Annotated in this window: 12 protein-coding genes; 1 reads left to right on the top strand and 11 read right to left on the bottom strand. The window is 63.9% G+C overall.

Annotation, left to right across the window (positions count from 1 at the left end; genetic code table 11):
- Nucleotides 1-11: 11 nt before the first annotated feature.
- The 8 genes from C9427_RS16310 to C9427_RS16275 all read right to left on the bottom strand — a co-directional run bounded on the left by C9427_RS16310 (nt 12) and on the right by C9427_RS16275 (nt 9,808).
- On the bottom strand, nt 12-1,991 hold the full coding sequence (locus C9427_RS16310) for an ABC transporter permease (RefSeq protein ID WP_107650133.1): 1,980 nt from the start codon (nt 1,989-1,991) through the stop codon (nt 12-14).
- Nucleotides 1,988-3,067, bottom strand: coding sequence for a quaternary amine ABC transporter ATP-binding protein (locus C9427_RS16305; protein WP_107650132.1), 1,080 nt, complete (start codon nt 3,065-3,067; stop codon nt 1,988-1,990). Before C9427_RS16305 ends, C9427_RS16310 begins: the two co-directional genes overlap by 4 nt.
- Before the next feature lie 72 nt (nt 3,068-3,139).
- Entirely contained in the window at nt 3,140-4,114 is a 975-nt protein-coding gene (locus C9427_RS16300) for an ABC transporter substrate-binding protein (protein WP_107650131.1), read from the bottom strand.
- A 442-nt stretch (nt 4,115-4,556) separates the two neighbouring features.
- On the bottom strand, nt 4,557-5,342 hold the full coding sequence (locus C9427_RS16295) for an SDR family oxidoreductase (RefSeq protein WP_107650130.1): 786 nt from the start codon (nt 5,340-5,342) through the stop codon (nt 4,557-4,559).
- A gap of 8 nt (nt 5,343-5,350) precedes the next feature.
- Complete coding sequence (locus tag C9427_RS16290) at nt 5,351-6,115, bottom strand: SDR family oxidoreductase (RefSeq protein WP_107650194.1); 765 nt, start codon at nt 6,113-6,115, stop codon at nt 5,351-5,353.
- A 127-nt stretch (nt 6,116-6,242) separates the two neighbouring features.
- Entirely contained in the window at nt 6,243-7,751 is a 1,509-nt protein-coding gene (locus tag C9427_RS16285) for a sugar ABC transporter ATP-binding protein (RefSeq protein ID WP_107650129.1), read from the bottom strand.
- Between the two features lie 25 nt (nt 7,752-7,776).
- A complete protein-coding gene (locus C9427_RS16280) occupies nt 7,777-8,715 on the bottom strand; it encodes a sugar ABC transporter substrate-binding protein (protein ID WP_107650128.1) in 939 nt (312 codons plus the stop codon).
- Nucleotides 8,716-8,830: 115 nt separating this feature from the next.
- A complete protein-coding gene (locus C9427_RS16275; protein WP_167434377.1) occupies nt 8,831-9,808 on the bottom strand; it encodes an ABC transporter permease in 978 nt (325 codons plus the stop codon).
- A gap of 332 nt (nt 9,809-10,140) precedes the next feature.
- Here C9427_RS16275 and C9427_RS16270 point away from each other — a divergent pair, with 332 nt between their 5' ends.
- The gene (locus C9427_RS16270; RefSeq protein ID WP_107650126.1) at nt 10,141-11,103 is read left to right on the top strand and encodes a sugar-binding transcriptional regulator; all 963 of its coding nucleotides are present in this window, start codon (nt 10,141-10,143) and stop codon (nt 11,101-11,103) included.
- Nucleotides 11,104-11,147: 44 nt separating this feature from the next.
- On the opposite strand, the gene C9427_RS16265 is transcribed toward C9427_RS16270, so the two are convergent.
- The 3 genes from C9427_RS16265 to C9427_RS16255 all read right to left on the bottom strand — a co-directional run bounded on the left by C9427_RS16265 (nt 11,148) and on the right by C9427_RS16255 (nt 15,143).
- Nucleotides 11,148-12,650: a xylulokinase gene (locus C9427_RS16265; RefSeq protein WP_107650125.1), complete on the bottom strand. Its 1,503-nt coding sequence runs from the start codon at nt 12,648-12,650 to the stop codon at nt 11,148-11,150.
- A 21-nt stretch (nt 12,651-12,671) separates the two neighbouring features.
- Entirely contained in the window at nt 12,672-13,994 is a 1,323-nt protein-coding gene (locus C9427_RS16260) for an NAD(P)H-dependent oxidoreductase (protein WP_107650124.1), read from the bottom strand.
- Nucleotides 13,995-14,252: 258 nt separating this feature from the next.
- Complete coding sequence (locus tag C9427_RS16255) at nt 14,253-15,143, bottom strand: DUF427 domain-containing protein (RefSeq protein ID WP_167434369.1); 891 nt, start codon at nt 15,141-15,143, stop codon at nt 14,253-14,255.
- Between the last annotated feature and the right edge of the window lies 1 nt (nt 15,144).

Genomic DNA, 15,144 nt, shown 5'->3' with positions numbered 1-15,144 from the left:
CGCGCCTCGAGCTACCCCAATCTCGCCCGTGCCTTCGCTGTCCACGCATTGAACAGCCGGTCGGCAACGATGCCGATGAAGGCGATGGCGAGACCCGCGACGATGCCGCGGCCGGCATCGGCCTTGGACAATGCGATAAACACCTCCTGACCGAGATCGCGTGTGCCGACCATGGCGCAGATGATGATCATCGCCAGCGCCATCAGGATCGTTTGGTTGACGCCGAGCATGATCTCCGGCAGCGCCAGCGGCAATTGCACGCGAAAGAAGGTCTGGCGTGGGGTGCAGCCCGACACTTTCGCTGCTTCGATCAGCGCTGGCGGCACCTGCCTGATGCCGAGATTGGTGTAGCGAATGGCCGGCACCACGGCGAAGGCGACGGTGGCGATCATCGCGGTGACGTCGCCAACTCTGAACAGCATCACCACCGGGATGATGAAGCAGAAGGACGGCAGCACCTGCAGCGTGTCGATGACGGGCGTCACGATCTTCTCGAAACGGTCGCTGCGCGCCGCCATCAGCCCGACGGGAATACCGATCAGGCAAGCGATGAAGGCCGAGATGCCGCAGAGATAGACCGTCGCCATGGTCTTTTCCCACAGGCCCGTGACGGCGCAGAATGCGGTCAGCGCTGCGACGAGGGCAGCAAGGCGCAAGCCTGAGAGCTGGTAGCCGGCAAGGCCGAGCAGGAACACCGCGCCCAGCCACGGAAAGCCCTCGCAGAAGGCGCGCACCGGGTTCAGCACATTGAGGATCAGCGCCACCCGGAACGCCTCGATCATGTCGAAGAAATTGAGCGTGATCCAGTTCACCGCTGCCTTCCAGAGCGGCGCGGTGGTGAGGGTCATCGCCTTCGGCAGTGCTGCTAAGGCTGGGACGAACAGGCCAAGCAGCGTGGTGATGGCGAGGATGGCGACGGCAAGCGTCAGATTGGGATAGCGCCGCCAGAAGTTTTGGCCGGCCTCCTGATGGACACCGCCCTTGGCCTGCTTGTGCGCAATGGCCTGGCTCAGCCGGTCGAGCGCGATGGCCAACGCGACGATGGCGAGGCCGGCTTCCATCGCCTCGCCGACCTTCAACGCCCTGAGCGCCAGAAGCACGTCGTAGCCGAGACCGCCGGCGCCGATCATTGAGGCGATGATGACCATGTTGAGCGCCAGCATGATGACCTGGTTGACGCCGACCATCAGCGTCGGCCGCGCCGACGGCAACAGCACCTTCCACAGTTTCTGCCGCGCCGTGCAGCCGGCCATCTCGCTGAAATCGTCGATTTCGGACGGGACCCTGGACAGGCCGAGCATCGTTGCCCGCACCATCGGCGGTGTGGCGAAGATAGCGGTCGCGATCATCGCCGAGACCGGGCTGTTGCCGAACAGAAGCAGCATTGGGATCAGATAGGCGAAGGTCGGGATGGTCTGCATCAGATCGAGGGCAGGGGAGATGACGAGCTTCTCGGCCCAGGGCTTGCGCCATGCCCAGATGCCGACAAACAGGCCGGTGACGATGCAGAACGGCACGGCGATGGAGATCAGCCCGAGCGTCAGCATGGCGCTGGTCCATTGCCCGAACAGCGCGATGTAGAGGAAACAGCCGCCGACCAGGGCGCCGAGTTTCCAGCCGCCGGCGGCCCTTCCGGCGAGATATGCGGCGGCGCAGACGCCGATCCAGGACAGGCGCGGCAGTACGATCATATCGGCGCCATGGCCGATCTTGAAATTCTTGGCCAGAAGATTGAGCGCAAAATCGAGCGGCACGCCGAGCACGGCGGTGATCGAACGGGTCAGCCAGGAGAAGTTCGACTTGATCCAGCGCATCAGCGCGCTGACCCAGTCGGCGATCGGAATTACCGCCTCAGTCGGATAGTTGACGGCCCACGGCACGCTATCCCGCAGCAGGAACACGACCAGTACGGCGGCAAGCGCCAAAGCCCAGATCGCCAGCCAGCGCTGAACCGGCGGCCTTGTTGCGGTGGCGCTTGCCGTCACCGTCATGTGCCGGCTCTCGGACGCTCTATGCCGGCCAGCAGATCGATAACCGCTTGCGGCGTCACTTCGCCGATCGGCTTGCCGGTGCCGTTGACCACGGCGAACGGCTTGCCGGCGGCAACGATATCAGCCGAGAAGCTCGATATTCTGGCATCCGGCGCCACCGTGCCGCCATGCTCTGAGCCATCACAGGCGCGCATCAGGCTGCGCGCCGAGATCACCTTGGCGCGGTGGACGTCGCGGGTGAATTCGGCGACGTAGTCGGTCGCCGGATTGACCACCAACTCCTCCGGCGTGCCGATCTGGATGACCTCGCCGTCCTTCATGATGGCGATGCGGTCGGCCAGCCGGATCGCCTCGTCGAAATCGTGGGTGATGAAGACGATGGTCTTGTGCAACATGGTCTGCAGCCGCATCAGTTCATCCTGCATCTCACGGCGGATCAGCGGGTCGAGTGCCGAGAACGGCTCGTCGAGGAACCAGACTTCCGGCTTGGTGGCGAGGCTGCGGGCGATTCCGACGCGCTGCTGCTGGCCACCTGAGAGTTCGCGCGGATAGAAATGCTCGCGGCCGCGCAAGCCGACAAGCTCGATGACCTCGCGGGCGCGCGCCTCGCGCGTCGGCCGGTCCTGCCCCTGGATTCCGAGCGGAAAGGCGATGTTTTCCAGCACATTGAGGTGCGGCAAAAGCGCAAAATTCTGGAACACCATGCCCATGCGGTGGCGCCTGAGCTCGATCAGCGCGGCATCGGAAATCTTGAGCAGATCCTTGCCCTCGAACTCGACCTTGCCATGCGTCGGCTCGATCAGCCGCGACATGCAGCGCACCAGCGTCGACTTGCCCGACCCCGAAAGCCCCATGATGATGAAGATCTCGCCCTGGCGGATTTCGAGGTCGACGGCGCGCACCGCGCCGACCAGTCCGGCAGCAGTGACCTCCGCCGTGCTGGCCTTGCCATCGCGCTGGCGGATGAAAGACGCCGCGTTCGATCCGAACAGCTTCCAGACATTGCGGCAGGCAAGTTTGACCGGCCGGGCATCCTTGCCGGCTGTCTTCGGGTCCTGTTTAGTCGCTTCGCTCATGCAGTCGTCCTTCTGGAATAGCAAATGGGATCCAGCCGGATGGCCGGATCCCGCAATGTCCAGTCGGAACGATCACCGCGCCCAGGCTTTCCAATCGGCTTCATGAGCCGCGATCCAGGCGGCGGCGACGTCTTCCGGCGTCTTGCCTTCGAGATCGATCTCGCCGCTCATCTTGTTGAGCTCGTCGGTGTCGACCGTGTAGGCCTTCGCCACCTTGTAGGCGACCGGCCATTTGTCCTTCATGCCGGCCCAGGAATATTTCCAGATCTCGCCATGCGGCTTGCCGCAGTCATATTTGGCGTCGGGGTTCGTGCCCCATTTCGGGTCGGCGTAGCACTCCGGCGTGTATTCGGGGAATTCGACCCATTCGCCCTTGTATTTGGCTGGCGCCCAGTGTGGCGAATAGACCCACAGTATGATCGGCGCCTTGCGCTGATAGGCTGAATCGAGCTCCGCGAACATCGCCGCGTCGGTGCCGGCATGGATGACGGTGAAGGGCAGTTTCAGCGCCTCGACGCGTTCGTCGTCAAAGCCTTCCCAGGTCACCGGGCCGCCGAGATAGCGCCCCTTCGGCGCTGTTTCCGCCGTGGAAAAGGCCTCTGCGCATTTCGGGTCCTTCAGCGCCTCCCAGTTCGGCAGGCCCGGGCATTTCTCCTTCATGTATTCGGGAAACCACCATTCCTCCTTGGCCTTGGGCCCGAGCTTGCCGAGCCGTTCGGTCTGCCCGGTCGCGTCGGAGGCCTTCATGGCTTCGCCGGCCGTCGTGTCCCAGAATTCCATGCCGACATCGAGATCGCCATTGGTGAGGCCGGTGGTCAGGCTGGAGAGATAATCGGCTGTCGGGTACTCGACCGTGTAGCCGAGCTTTTCAAGGATGCCTCCGAGGATCTTGGCATTCAGATTGACGCTGGTCCAGTCGAACAGCGCGATCTTGATCGGGTCGTTGGATTCTGGCGCCGCTGCTCGCGCCGCCGGCGTCAGTGCGCTTGCGGCGGCAAGCACGAAGGCTCCCATTGATAGATTCGAAATCACACTCCGAAATGACATGCTAGTTCCCCTGTCAAACTCTGGTGAAGATTATCAGTCGTTTCCTTCTTGCGTCTTTTCTTGATTGTGCTGGAAAAACTTATCGTTGCGCAAGGCCGTGGGCGCGTCGCCGCTGCGATAACCGCAGGCGCCAGAAATACGACGCTTAGTTTGATGATGCGAATCAACTCGCGTCATGGGCTGCCAAGCCATTGTTGCGCGAGCCATTGTCCGCGGATTGATCGCCGCTCTAGCGGCGCTCTGAGACGTGCCAGCCATCAAGTTCCATGATCTCGGCTGACAAGCCCCTTGTCGTCAAAAGCCGTTTCATAGGATGAAAGTATATAGAATAAGGTTCATGTCGCGCAACGGATAAAACCGGTAGGTCCGGGCAAATTCGAGCGGCGTTGGCAAATAGCCGACAGTCGCGACATCAGTACTGCTTACGGGAGGAGCAGGCTGCTCAAGACATGATCAGTCCACCATCGATATTGATGGTCTGGCCGGTAATGTAGGCCGCGTCGTCGCTGGCCAGGAAGCTGACGAGGCCGGAGACGTCCTCGCCACTGCCGGCACGGCCCATCGGGATATTCCTGACCCATTCGGCCATCAGTTCGCCGGGCTTGTAGTCGCCCATCAGCTTGCCCCAGGCAGCGTCGTTATAGGCCCACATGTCTGTGTCGATGATACCGGGGCAGATCGCGTTGACGGTGATCTTCTCCTTGGCCACCTCCTTGGCGAGGCTCTGGGTGATGCCGACGACGCCGAACTTCGAGGCGGCATAGTGGGGCGTATAGATAAAACCTTGCCGCGCCTGGCCGGAGGCGGTGTTGATCAGCCGACCGCCGTCGCCATGCTTGCGGATGCGCGCGATCGCCTCCTGGCAGCACAGGAACACGCCCTTGGTGTTTACCGCCATCACCTTGTCCCATTCGGCCTCGGTCATCGCCTCGATCCTGGCGATGGTGATGACGCCGGCATTCTGCACGGAGATGTCGACGCGGCCGAATTCCTGTTCGGCTAGATCGTAGAGCGCCGCGACCTCGTCCTTCCTGGTCACGTCCATCCGCATCGATGCCACCCTGGCGCCTTCGGCCTTCAGGCCGGCCGCGATTTCGTCGACACGCGGGTCGATGGCGCTGACGACGACGGCCGCGCCCTCCGCCGCGAAGCGCCTGGCCATGGCCGCACCGATGCCGCCGCTGGCGCCCGTGATGACCGCCGTCTTACCCTGAAATCGCTTCTGCATTTTCTCTCCTACCAGCAGACAAAACCGCCATCGACGATCAAATCGATGCCGGTGACGAAACTCGAAGCGCGGCTGGCCAGGAACACGGTCGGCCCGACCATCTCCTCAGGCGTCGCCATGCGCCCCATCGGTGTGTCTCGCTCGAAGATCTTGATCTGCTCGGCGACCTCAGGCCGCCTGTTCATCGGCGTCAGCGTGTAACCCGGGCTGACCACGTTGACCCGCAGGCCGCGATCGGCCCATTCCATGGCGAGGCTCTTCGACATGTGGATGACGGCCGCCTTCGACGAATTGTAGTGCGCTTGAGTGAGGCCGCGATTGACGATCGATCCCGACATCGAGGCGATGTTGATGATCGAGCCCTTGCTGCGCGGAAGCATCGCGCGCGCCTCGGCCTGGCAGGAGAGAAAGACGCCGCTGACATTGACGTCGTAGAGCTTCTGCCACTTCTCGTGCGACAGCGTCTCGGCCGGCTCGGCCCCGGCAATCCCGGCATTGTTGACGGCGATGCTCAGCGCGCCGAGTTCCTTCTCCGTGCGCTCGACCGCCGCCGCCAGATCGCTTTCGGAGGTCACCGTTCCGGTCAGCACCAGCGCCTTGCGGCCAAGCGCCGTGATCTTGTGCGCCGTCTCTTCCAGTCCGCCCTTGGAGGCATGGCCAAAACAGGCGATGTCGGCGCCGGCCTCGGCGAGTCCGATGGCGATCGCCTGGCCGATGCCGCTGCCGGCGCCGGTCACCAGCGCTACTTCTACGTGAAGATCGAATAGTTTCATCGTCGGTTTCCTCTCCTCCAACCGCCGCATCTCCCTGAAATGAAGGGGCGCCAGTTCTGCTGGCGCCCCGCGCGGTCCGGTGCCTGGGAGGGTATCACCTGCTGCGCTTTGTTTCGATTCCTTGCTTTTAGCTCGTCGCCAGTTCCATCACGGCGACATTGCTGGCCTCGCTGCGGTCGAGGATGCCGCGCTGGCGGCCGCGGCTCAGCACCAGCACGCGATGCGACAGGCCAAGCACCTCCTCGAGGTCGGAGCTCACCACCACCACTGCCATGCCGGAGCGGGCGAGGTCGGCAATCACATCGTAGATTGCGGCACGCGCGCCGACATCGATGCCGCGCGTCGGCTCGTCGAGGATGAACACCTTGGGCGGCCGCGCCACCCATTTGGCGATGATCACCTTCTGCTGGTTGCCGCCGGAAAGCTTGCTGACCGCCTGGTTTGGTTTGCCCTTGACGCCGAGCCTGGAGATACCGGCCTCGGCGAATTTCTGCACCGCCTTGGGAAACACCCAGCCCTTCGGCGCGACGTGGTCGAAATTGCCGAACGCCAGATTCTCGCCGATGGTCTGGTCGAGCACCACGCCTTGCGCCTTGCGGTCCTCCGGCACCAGCACGACGCCGGCCTTGATCGCCGCCGCCGGGCCATTGAGATGCACCGGCTTGCCGGCAACGCGCACCGAGCCCGACGAGATTGGATCGGCGCCGGCGATCGCCCGCACCAGTTCCGTGCGTCCGGCGCCGATCAGCCCGGCAATGCCGAGGATCTCGCCAGCCCTGACCGAGAAGTTCACATTGTTGAAGCTCTTCTCCGGCGAGGACAGGTTTTCGACCTCGAGCAGCGTCTGGTCGCCCGGCGGCGACAGTTGCGGGAACATCCGCTCGACCGAGCGGCCGACCATCTGCTCGACTATCGCGCGCACCGGAATGTCGGCGCGCTCGTGCCGGGCGACGATGCGCCCGTCGCGCATCACCACGACGCGGTCGGCGATCTCGGCGATCTCGTCGAGACGGTGGCTGATATAGATGAAGGACATGCCTTCCGCCTTGAGCTTGCGGATCTGCTTGAACAGGAGTTCCGTTTCCTCGCCGCCAAGGGCGGCCGTCGGTTCGTCGAAGATCAGCAGCTCGGCATTCAGCGTCAGCGCCTTGGCGATCTCGACCTGCTGCTGGGCGGCGATGCGCAGCGTGCGCACCTTGCGTTCCGGCGAGACATCGAGGCCAAGGCGCTTCAGTTGCGCCGAGGCCCGTGCGTTCATCGCCGCGCGGTCGATGCGGCCGCCGCGCATCGGCAGGCGCCCAACATAGACGTTCTCCGCCACCGACAGGTCCGGCAGCAGCTTCAGTTCCTGGTGGATCATGCCGACGCCGGCATCGATGGCCGCGGCGGGGGAGGCGGGGGAATAGGGGTTCCCCCGCCAAATGATGGTGCCGGCATCGGGCTTGGTCGAACCGGCTATGATGTTCGAGAGGGTCGACTTGCCGGCGCCGTTCTCGCCGAGCAGCGCCACGACCTCGCCCGGCCGCACCTCGAAGCTCGCATCGGCCAGGACCTGGACCGGTCCGTAGCTCTTGCAGAGTGCGTTGACGAAGAGCCCGTTGTGCGGGCTTCCGCCGTGGTGAGGAACAGGAGGCATCGTCGCGCTCGTCAACTCTCAAATCTCAGGGATGCTTGGCGATGAACTGCTCGACATTGTCCTTGGTCGTCAGCGTCGCGTCCTGCAGCTGTTCGGCGGGAATGGTTTCGCCGGCCACCAGTTTGATCGCCGCCTCGACGGCGAGCCGGCCCATGCCTTGCGTCTGCTGCGTCGCGGTCACGTCGAAGACGCCGTCCTTGAGCGCCTTGAGCGCCGCCACGTCGCCGTCAAAACCGGCAACCCAGACCTTGTGGCCGGGATTGGCGACCTTGACCGCTTGCGCCGCACCCAGCGCCAGCGCGTCGGCCTGGCCGAAGACGATCGACACGTCGGGATGCGACTGCAGCAGATCCTGCGTCAGCTTGAAGCCTTCGTCCTGGTGCCAGCCTTCGCTCCACAACTCGCCGACCACCTTGACGTCGGGATAGGCGGCCAGTGCCTCGCCGCAGCCCTTCGAACGGTCGACCTCCGGCGTCGTGCCCTTCTGGCCATGGATGATGATCATTTCACCCTTGCCGCCGGCCTGCTTGGCGATGTAGTCGCACACCGCCTTGGCCGAGGCGACGCTGTTGGTGGCGATGAAGGTGTCGCCCGGCGCGCCGTCGGCATTGCGGTCGACATTGACGACCGGAATGCCGGCAGCCTTGGCGGTCTTGGTCGGCACGGTCGCGGCGGTGGCGCCGGCCGGGATATAGATCAGCGCGTCGATGTTCTGCGTGATCAGGTCCTGCACCTGGCTGACCTGCGTCGCCGAATCGCCCTTGGCGTCGACGGTGACGACTTCGATGCCCTTTTCCTTGGCGTAGGCTTCGACGGACTGCTTGATCTGGTTGAAGAAGTCGGCCTGCAGATTGGCGACGGCGAGGCCGAGTTTCTTGGCTTCCTTGGCCGAAGCCATGTTGGTCAGTCCTATGAGCGGAATGACCGCCGCGGCGGCAAGCAGCAATGAACGTTTGGTCAGCATGTGTTTCCTCCGTTGATGTTCAATCTGTCCTGCCGGCGCATCGCGGCGCCTCGGCCGAACATTCCCAGTCTCGGATCGACCGATCCGTTTCCGCCCGGATAGCCCAAGCGAATTCTCACTGCGCTCTACGCCGCCAGGTGTCGGTGGCGACCGCCAGCGCGATCACCACGCCGATCACCACCTGCTGGATGAAGGGCGAGACGCCGAGCAGGTTGAGCCCGTTGCGCAGCACGCCGATGATGAGCACGCCGATGGCGGTGCCGCCGATCGAGCCGACGCCGCCCGAGAGGCTGGCGCCACCGATCACCACCGCCGCGATCGTGTCGAGCTCATAGCCGAGGCCAGAGCTCGGCTGCACGGAATCAAGCCGCGCCGCCAGCACGATGCCGGCGAGACCGGCGAGCACACCGCAGGTCGCGTAGACCCAGTTGGTCAGCGACTTCACCGGTATGCCGGAGAGCCGGGCGACCTCGGCGCTGCCCCCGATCGCATAGAGGCTGCGGCCGGTGGCGCGATAGTTGAGGAAGATGGCGAAGATGATCGCCAGCACGATCATCAGTCCGACGGTGACCGACAGGAAACCGAAATGACGGGTGATCGACAGGCTGGTGAACCAGTCGGGAAAGCCGACGATCTGCGAGCCGTCGGTGATCATATTGCCGAGGCCACGCGCCACCGACATCATCGCCAGCGTCGCGATGAAGGGCGGCAGTTTCGTCACCGTCACCAAAAGGCCGGAGACAAGCCCGCAAAGGCCGGCCACGACGAGCGCTACGACAATGCCGGCCGGCATGCCGAGATTGAGATAGTCCGGGTGGGCGACAAAACCCATTACCATGGCGGCGAGCGCCAGCACGGAACCGACGGAGAGGTCGATGCCGCCGACCAGGATGACCAGCGTCATGCCGATCGCCATGATGCCGAGCACGGTGATCTGGTCGAGCACATTGAGGATATTGCGCACCGTCAGGAACGTATCGGTGGTTAGCGTCAGCGCCAGGCAAAGTAGTACCAGACCGATTAGCGGTCCCATGGTTCCGGCGAACAGCGCCGAAAGCTTCGCGCCGGTCGCGGCCTGTGCGCCGGCTTTCAAATCGCTCGCATCGTTGCTCACAGCCACGTCGTCTCCTCCACCAGCAAGCAGGCGATGCGTCGCCGGCTGCCTTTGTTCACCAGGCGCCTCCCTGTGAACAATTTATCTTTGATATGCAATTTTGTTCAGCTAAACTGTTCATTAGAAAATTGTCAAGGGCCGTTGCGCCATTCGACGGCGGTTCGACCGCAAGGCGGTTTGCCCTCCACGGAAGTCAAAGGCATGATGCCTTGCCGGAATCGCGTTCCCCGGTTCGCACGTCTCCCGATCATGGGTGGACGGCGGCCGGGACAAGGTAAGACGGCTGTTGGCAGCCGTGGGAGGGCACGAGGATGGCGGTGATCGAGAACGAAAAAGCTTCGCGCTTTCCGGATGCCGAGCTCAAGGCCCGCGCCGCCTGGCACTATTATGTCGAAGGCCTGACGCAGGAGAGGATTTCCGAGATTCTCGGCGTCGGCCGCATCAAGGTGCATCGCATCCTTTCAGCCGCCCGCGAGGAGGGCATCGTCCAGTTCCGCATCCGGGACAGCGTCGTCGAATGCGTGCAGCTCGAGGAGAGCCTGAAGCAGCGCTTCGGCCTGACGCAAGCGGTCGTCGTGCCGTCGGCCGCCGACCGTAGCAACGCACCGCTCATGATTGGCCACGCCGCCGCCACCTATCTGGCCGACAATGTGAATGCCGGCGATGTCATTGCGCTCGGCTGGGGCCGCACGCTCAAATTCGCCATCAAGGAACTGCCGCGCCGGCCGATCGCCAGGACGACGGTGGTTTCCATGCTCGGTGGTCTCACCCACGCGCAGCCGCTCAACCCGACCGAAAGCGCCTGGGAGTTCGCCGAGAAGATCGGCGCCGAATGTTTCCTGCTGCCGGTGCCGGTCTATGCCGACCGGCCGGAGCAGCGCGATGCCTTCATGAGCCAGCGCAGCGTCCAGGATGTCGTCTTCCGTGCGCGCCGGGCGAACATCGCCGTGCTTAGCGTCGGCTCCTTCTCCAATGACAGCCCGATCGCCAATTATGGCTTCATCAAGCCGAGCGAGCTTGAGGAACTGCAGGCAGCCGGCGCCGTCGGCGATGTATTGTGCCATTTCATCGATGCCGAAGGCCGCCCGGTCGACCATGAGGTCAATCGCCGGGTCTGCGCATATCCGCTGCAGGACCTCTCCGACATTCCCAACATCATCCTGGTTTCGGGCGGACAGGAGAAGGTGGCCGTCATGCGCGCCGCCCTTGCCAACGCCAGGATCTCGGTGCTGATCACCGATGAGGATGCGGCCAAGGGCCTGCTGGGCCGGTAGGGCTTGAACCCTTACGCCGGAGGCCCCTCTGTCCTGCCATTATCTCACGGTGCCGAGTGCCCAACTTCACCAAGCCGGGCGTGGATCTCGCGCGTCGCGTGGTACAGGTCGCGGTAGATTTCTTTGCGCGTGCGGTAGAAGGGGACCAGTTCGCCGACCGGGTCGACATGCCTGGTCGGTGCTGCCGTCATCGCTTCCGCCGCGGACTCGGGCGAGGCAAACCATCCGATCGCCGAGGCTGCAAGCATGGCGGCGCCAAGGGCAGCAGCTTCGTTGACCGGCGAGATGGAGAGCGGTCGTTCCAGCACACTTGCCATGATGCGCATCAGCAGCGCCGAATTGGTGCCGCCGCCGGCCGCGATCATCACCGTTGGCTTGCCGCCAGCTTGCGCTTCCATCGCTTCGCTGGCGATCGCCTGCTCGAAGGCGATGCCTTCCAATACGGCGCGGAAAAGATGCTTCGGCTCATGGTCGAGCGACAGGCCGACAATCGCGCCGCGCGCCGCACCATCCCAATAGGGGCTCATGACGCCGGCCCAGTAGGGCATGACAAGCAGACCGTCGCTGCCGGCGGCGACATCGACCGCCGCCTTCTCTAGCGTCGCCGCGGAGGCCGCGCCGGTCGTGCGCACGATCCAGTCGACCAGTTGCATGCCCGAGCGCAGCACTGTCTCCAGCATGAATCCCGAACCGGTGGGCGAGACCAGAGTCCGAAATGCATCCGACGTGGTGACCGTGCCGGAATGGCAGCCGCTGACGACACCGGAGCCGAGCGAGAGGTAGCTCTTGCCCGCGCCATGGACGCCCATACCCAAGCCCATCGCCTGGCCATCGCCGGCGCCGGCGACGACAGGCGTTCCGGCCCTGAGGCCGGTCGTTCGGGCAACGCTTCCAGTCAGGCCGCCGCAGATTTCGCTCGGCCCGACAAGCTCCGGCAGTTGCTCTGGCCGCAGCCCGGCGGCCGCGACAAGGCGCGGATGCCAGGTGCCGTTCTCGACATCGAGAAGCCCGAGCGGGTCGGCGCTTGCCGTGCTGGTGACCAGCCGTCCGGTCAGCCGGTGGACGAAGAAGCCGTGCACATCGACAAGTGCCGCCGCCTTGGAGAGCACCTGCGGCTGGTGTTCGGCCAGCCAGGCGATGGCGTAGAGCGCCGGCGTCGGATCCGGCGGCTTGCCGCTCCAGTCGCGGATCGCCTCGCGGCCGAGCTCGGCCGAAAGCCGCGCGACTTGCGGGCGTGCGCGCTCATCGAGCCACAGGATCGCCGGAATGAGCGGCTTACCGGTGCTGTCGATCAGGGTGAAGGTTTCGCGCTGGTGGGCGACGGCAATCGCTGCCACGCGCTCGGCGCCGACCGCATCGGTGACCTGCCTCAGCGCGCCCAGCAGTGCTGCCCACCAAAGTTCGGCATCCTGCTCGAAATGGCCTGGTCTGGGATTGGAAAGCGGATAGATTTCGCGCGCTTGGAACAGTTCCTTGCCGTCACGCGTGAAGGCGATCGCCTTCACGGCCGTCGTCGAGGCGTCGATCCCGATTACGACATCGTCCATCAGGCGGGGATCCGGTGAAGATCAGGCAGCGTTGGTAACGAACCGTCCGTCCGACTGGTCGAGACGACGGCGGATCTGGGTTATCACCATCGAATCGTCGGGTACACAATTTTCATAGGTGAGGAAGTCGCCTGTCTTGACCGGCTTGACCACCTTGGCGCGTTCGGCAATGCCGATCGGCAGCGCGCCCTTGGCGCGCGCATCCTCCCAGGTCATGGCAAATCCGCGATAGTCGTTCTCGCCGATCATGCCGAGCGATTGCCCGAGCCCAAGGTCGCTCTTGGCAACCGCCACCGCCTCGGCCACCGGATGGTCGAGAGGCTCCATGTCGGCGCGCTTGTAGACCACGGCGCGCGCCGCCGACAGCGGCACTTCCAGGCTGGTTAGATGGTAGGGCCGGAAGATCGTGAAATAGGGCCCCTTGCCGACCTTGAGGTCGACCATGCGTTCCAGCACGCGCGGATGCCTGGTCTCGATGATGCAGAACACGCCGGGCGCCACGCCCTTGCCGATCGAATAATCGACCACGCCCTTGCGATGCAGCACGCCACCGTCCTCGCGCGGGCAGAGCACGCTGGCCAGTTCCTCCAGCGTCGCGGTCGGACCGTGCATGCCCGGCACGTCGGGCACCAGGCCGGTGGCGTTGGCGATCGCCACCATTTCGATCGCCGTCTTGGAGCCGTCAACGAACTCGACCAGCATGCGCGCATTCATGTTGCGCTGGCTCGCCTCCTTCTCGTAGTCGGCGGGCATGGCGTCGATCTTCAGTGGATTGTTCTTGCCCTTGCCGGCGGCAATGATGTTGAAGCCGAGGCTCCGGGCAAAGCCGATGATCTCGAGAGTGCATGCAGGCTCGTCGCCGGCCGCGCCCGTATAGACGACGCCGGCCTTGCGCGCTTCTTCCTTCAGGAAACGCCCGATGGTGATATCGGCCTCGACATTCAGCATGACGACATGCTTGCCGTTCTTCATCACTTCCAGCGCAAACAGCGTGCCAATATTGGGGTTGCCCGTCGCGTCGATGATGACGTCGATACGGCCGGCGGCGGCGAGTGCATGCAGGTCCTCGGTCACCGCGATCTTGCCGGCCTCGATGGCGCGGTCGATCGCCGAGGCGTTGGCCGCCTGCACGATGTCGGAGCGGTCGTGGCCTGCGAGCAGCGCCGCGTCGATCGCCGCCTGCGGCCTTACCTCTGAAATGGCGCCGATCCGCATGCCCGGCATCAGCGCCACCTGGACGACGATGTCGGTGCCCATCTGCCCGGCGCCGGCAAGCCCGATGGTGATCGGCCCCTGCTTTTCAGCGCGCTGCAAAAGTTCCGCTGCGAATTGCGGATTGGACATGTCGCTTCCTCCAATTCCTGACGCGCCGCCGCGCCGAACTCATCTTTTGAACATTCCTATTTCCATTTGAAAAATATTTCAATCGGCAATTCGGCAAAATCTCGACAGGCGGTGCCGGTATCAGCAACGCGAACGACACCGGGGATTTGTGGAGAGGCAGCATCGGATCACTGCAATGCGACGAAACGCATAGCCCCAGCGACTGCACGTTGCAGTCACTGCGGCTATTGGATTTCAGCGGACGTTGGGGAGAACAGCTTAGAAATAACCGTCCGACGCGGCCGTGGATTCCTTGGGGATTTCGACGCCGTCGACGAGGATCTTGTCGACCAGCTCGTGGTGGAAGCACACCAGCCCCTTGATGCGCTCGGCCTCGTGCACCGGCTCGGGATAGTACCAGACGAGATTCTCGTGGCGCTTCTTGGGAGTCGTCACGTGGTAGTAGTTGGAGATCCCTTTGTAGGGGCAGCGCGAAATGTAGCGGCTGGGCGCGAACATATCGAGCCTGGTGTCGGAGATCGGCAAATAGTGACGCACCGGATGCCCGGTCTCGAACAGGAACACACCGCGCCGTGAATCCGCCACCTGCTCGCCGTCGAGGATCACCTGCACGCGCCGCGATGAGGGCAGGCAGTCGACGCGGCGGAACGGATCGCGGGCATGGACGAAGATTTCATCGTCCTCCTCGAACCAGTGGCCCATCTTGCTCCAGGTGAACGACATGTAGTCCGCTATTGGCGGGCAACCCTTGACCGGGTCGAGATAGCGCCAGGCGCCGTCCTCGACCAGCGTGATGCCGGTATTCAGCGAGTAGTGCGTGGCGACACCCTTGAACGGATCCTCCGTCGTCGTCCGGCTTGGCAGCAGGAACTCCTCGCGCACGTCGCCGATCGGAAAGTAATAGACTGGCAAATGATCGGATTCGTAAAAGACCAGCGCCTTGGTCGTGTCGGCGACGGTCATCGAGCCGACCTGCACGCGCAGCCGCTTGGGGCAGGGCATGGTGAAGGCGACGTAGCCTGGTTCGAACTCATACTGCACGATGGTGTCGAGCAAGGGGAAATGCGGCCCGCGGCCGCGCAGATGGGGCTTGCGAATGGTAGTCTCCCGTTTCTTTTCTTTTGCGATCGGGCGTTGGTGCGCGGTCATG

Origin of the sequence: Mesorhizobium helmanticense, assembly GCF_003034915.1 — a bacterium.
GTDB classification, from domain to species: Bacteria; Pseudomonadota; Alphaproteobacteria; order Rhizobiales; family Rhizobiaceae; genus Mesorhizobium; species Mesorhizobium helmanticense.
This window is presented reverse-complemented; position numbering and strand designations above follow the sequence as displayed.

Coding starts and splice junctions, on each gene's coding strand:
- C9427_RS16310 (WP_107650133.1), bottom strand. CDS start 1,991: ATGACGGTGACGGCAAGCGCCACCGCAACAAGGCCGCCGGTTCAGCGC.
- C9427_RS16305 (WP_107650132.1), bottom strand. CDS start 3,067: ATGAGCGAAGCGACTAAACAGGACCCGAAGACAGCCGGCAAGGATGCC.
- C9427_RS16300 (WP_107650131.1), bottom strand. CDS start 4,114: ATGTCATTTCGGAGTGTGATTTCGAATCTATCAATGGGAGCCTTCGTG.
- C9427_RS16295 (WP_107650130.1), bottom strand. CDS start 5,342: ATGCAGAAGCGATTTCAGGGTAAGACGGCGGTCATCACGGGCGCCAGC.
- C9427_RS16290 (WP_107650194.1), bottom strand. CDS start 6,115: ATGAAACTATTCGATCTTCACGTAGAAGTAGCGCTGGTGACCGGCGCC.
- C9427_RS16285 (WP_107650129.1), bottom strand. CDS start 7,751: ATGCCTCCTGTTCCTCACCACGGCGGAAGCCCGCACAACGGGCTCTTC.
- C9427_RS16280 (WP_107650128.1), bottom strand. CDS start 8,715: ATGCTGACCAAACGTTCATTGCTGCTTGCCGCCGCGGCGGTCATTCCG.
- C9427_RS16270 (WP_107650126.1), top strand. CDS start 10,141: ATGGCGGTGATCGAGAACGAAAAAGCTTCGCGCTTTCCGGATGCCGAG.
- C9427_RS16265 (WP_107650125.1), bottom strand. CDS start 12,650: ATGGACGATGTCGTAATCGGGATCGACGCCTCGACGACGGCCGTGAAG.
- C9427_RS16260 (WP_107650124.1), bottom strand. CDS start 13,994: ATGTCCAATCCGCAATTCGCAGCGGAACTTTTGCAGCGCGCTGAAAAG.
- C9427_RS16255 (WP_167434369.1), bottom strand. CDS start 15,143: ATGACCGCGCACCAACGCCCGATCGCAAAAGAAAAGAAACGGGAGACT.